The organism is Methanosarcina sp. A14 (assembly GCF_001729375.1).
Lineage (GTDB): Archaea > Halobacteriota > Methanosarcinia > Methanosarcinales > Methanosarcinaceae > Methanosarcina > Methanosarcina barkeri.
Window position 1 is genome coordinate 1 of the sequence record NZ_LZPK01000286.1, and the last position, 2,997, is coordinate 2,997.

Genomic DNA, 2,997 nt, shown 5'->3' on the forward strand with positions numbered 1-2,997 from the left:
AAAGAAAAGAAAAGAAAAAGGAAAAAATAGAGCTCAAATATAGATTTTTATTTATTCGGAGCCTTTATAATTGGTTTTTTTATGACAAAAGTCTTTTTGCCAAGGACTGTTTTGTTCCTGAAAAACAATTTTTTCAGGGAAAACGAATCATCAAGGCTTATTACAATTGCTGAAGCAAGGATGAAAATGCAGTCAGTAAGCATTACACTGTATAATAATATATTTCTTTGTAAGCTCCAGACTTAGTTTTGAGGTCACAAACGTTTTTTATAAGCTACAACTTTAAGGTTTTTACAGTTACAGCTTTGCATTTTTTACAGGCCACAAAAAATTTAATTTTCAAATTTTTGGAGGCTGAGTACCACATGCTGTCTGCTTCCGGTCCTGTAGATAGTAAGCCCCTTTACCCCTCGTTTCCAGGCATAAACCAAAGCCTGTTTGATATCCTCTTTTCCTGCGGAATCAGGCATGTTAATAGTTTTCGAAATCCCGGCATGGCAGTGTCGTTGAAATGCAGCCTGCATATCAATATGGGCCTTCCAGTCAATGTCAAGGGCTGACCTGAAAAGCTGTTTTTCCTCTTCGTTTACAAGCTCTGGATTTTCCACATCTTGCACAGTACCGTATTTATAGACATGATCCAGAAGCCAGTCATAGTCAACTTCCGACAGTTTTGATTTGAAATGCGCCTTGAAAAACGGGTGAACAAGCATAAATTCCCTGCCTACGGTCTGAGTCCGCCTGTAGACCCAGCTGAAAACAGGTTCAATTCCTGCCGAACAACCGGCAAGAATGCTGATCGAGCCTGTTGGAGCAACTGCGGTTAATGCAGCATTCCTCATAGGAAGTTCCCATGTGGAATTCTCATATTCCGGAAAACTTCCTTTTTCCGCAGCAAGTCTCCTTGATTCCCTGATCGAAGCCCAGGTAATCTGTTCCATAAGCTTTTCCGCAAGCTCGAGAGCCTCCTGTGAGTCGTAGGGCAGCCCGAGCTTTAAAAGCATGTCGTGAAGCCCCATTACCCCAAGCCCTACTTTCCTGGTCCTCTTAGTTGCAGTCTCGATCTCCGGAACAGAATACGTATTCTTATCAATTTCGTTATCCAGAAAACGGATAGCTTTTCCGGCTACTTCCCTGAGAAAATCCCAGTTTACTTTCCCGTCAATAACGAAAAGGGAAAGGTTTATGCTGCCCAGGTTGCAGGCTTCAAAAGGCAGAAGTGGTTCTTCCCCGCAGGGGTTTGTGGCCGAGATATCACCAAGTGCAGGCGTGAAGTTATCTCTATTTATTCGGTCATAAAAAAGAATACCCGGTTCGCCATTTCTCCAGATTCCTTCTACAATCTCGGAAAATATGCACCCGACTGTCACATCTGTTTGCCTGTTCCAAACTTCGTCAGCCTTATCCGCTTCAACAAGTTCCATGAAAGCATCAGGCACCATAACCGAGAGGTTGAAGTTGCTCAACTCTCCTTCGACATGTTTTGCCCTGATGAAAGAAAGGATATCATTGTGGGAAATATCAAGGATGCCCATATTGGCACCCCGTCGCCTTCCAAACTGTTTTACGATCTCAGTTACCTCATTAAAAAGTTTCATGACAGCTACGGGACCGCTTGTCGCGTCATCGCCACATGAGCTGGAAGAACCTTCAGGGCGTATTTTTGAGAAATCAAAACCTGTGCCTCCTCCGGTTTTCTGGATCAGAGCTGCAGTTTTTATCGAATCGAAGATTTCCTCAACCCTATCCTCCACAGGAATTACAAAACAAGCTGCGAGCTGTCCGAGTTCGGTGCCCGCGTTCATGAGCGTGGGTGAGCTCGGAAGAAAAATCTTTCTGACCATGAGGTCCTTGAAATCAAGATACTCTTCTTCATTTGCTGCAACTGCCTTTGCAATCCTCTCACAGACATCTTCCCAATTCTTTTCTCCCTCACGCAGATACCTGGCTTTAAGGGTTTCACTTGCCAGAAAATCCAGTCCCTCCTCTGTTTCCCACACAAAAATCTCTTCTCCTGTAAACATTCAACAGGCTTCAGTCTCCGATAAAAGAAATTATATTCTTATTAGGCGGGCTTTTTTATCATTGTATCCGAAAATATGATTAGAAATAGTGATTAGAAATAGTGATTAGAAATAGTGATTAGAAATAGTGATTAGAAATAGTGATCAGAAATTGTGACCAAAAATGATGGTCAAAATGATGGTCAAAATGATGACAAAAAATAATAGTCAAAAATAGAAATAAAAAGCAGAATGTATAAAAAATAGAAAGCTAGAAAGATAGGAAAAATAAAAAGCAAGAGTTGTCCCTAAGTATAAGAAGTTTCAGACCAGCTCAGCCTTTATAATTTTAACTTCGGTTTTCGGGCGGTCCTGGCGGTCAGTTTTCACTTTTCCTATAGAATCCACAACATCCATGCCATCCACTACCTTTCCGAAGACAGGGTGCATCTTGTCGAGATAATTATTGTTCACAAGGTTGATAAAGAACTGGCTGCCGCCTGTGTTAGGGCCTGCGTTTGCCATGGATAGAGTGCCCCTGTCATTGCGATTATGATTCGTAAACTCATCCGGGATCTCATAACCTGGCCCCCCCATGCCTGTACCTGTCGGGTCTCCACCCTGGATCATAAATTTGTCGATCACTCTGTGGAAAACAACTCCATCGTAGAAGCCTTTATCCACGAGTTTTGCGAAATTTCCTGCCGTAATCGGCATGTCTTCAAAGAGCTCGATTGTTATATCGCCCATAGTGGTATTCAGAACCACTTTCTTTCCTTTCCATACAGCCATTGCTTTTCCTCTGCCAGTCATTCAGTTTTATTTTTATTTTCGCCTATCTTTTTGTCGGCTTTTTGTGCACTCTATGTTCACCTTACATGTAAATGCTTCGATGCCCGAGTCCCGTCTCGGGAGGACGGTGCCCTTTTCGCTCACATCGTTTGCTCAAGAGGGCTGAATTATGGGCTAGAGTAATTATCAGTCTCGGAGGAAG

At 42.6% G+C, this 2,997-nt stretch carries 2 protein-coding genes; both read right to left on the minus strand.

Annotation, left to right across the window (positions count from 1 at the left end; genetic code table 11):
• Positions 1-332: 332 nt before the first annotated feature.
• Positions 333-2,000, minus strand: coding sequence for an adenosylcobalamin-dependent ribonucleoside-diphosphate reductase (locus A9239_RS13115; protein ID WP_230629245.1), 1,668 nt, complete (start codon positions 1,998-2,000; stop codon positions 333-335).
• A 327-nt stretch (positions 2,001-2,327) separates the two neighbouring features.
• Positions 2,328-2,795, minus strand: coding sequence for a peptidylprolyl isomerase (locus A9239_RS13120; RefSeq protein WP_048123091.1), 468 nt, complete (start codon positions 2,793-2,795; stop codon positions 2,328-2,330).
• Positions 2,796-2,997 lie beyond the last annotated feature (202 nt).

Bases quoted from the DNA above. Each gene is read 5' to 3' on its own strand.
- A9239_RS13120 (WP_048123091.1), bottom strand. From the start codon at position 2,795: ATGGCTGTATGGAAAGGAAAGAAAGTGGTTCTGAATACCACTATGGGC.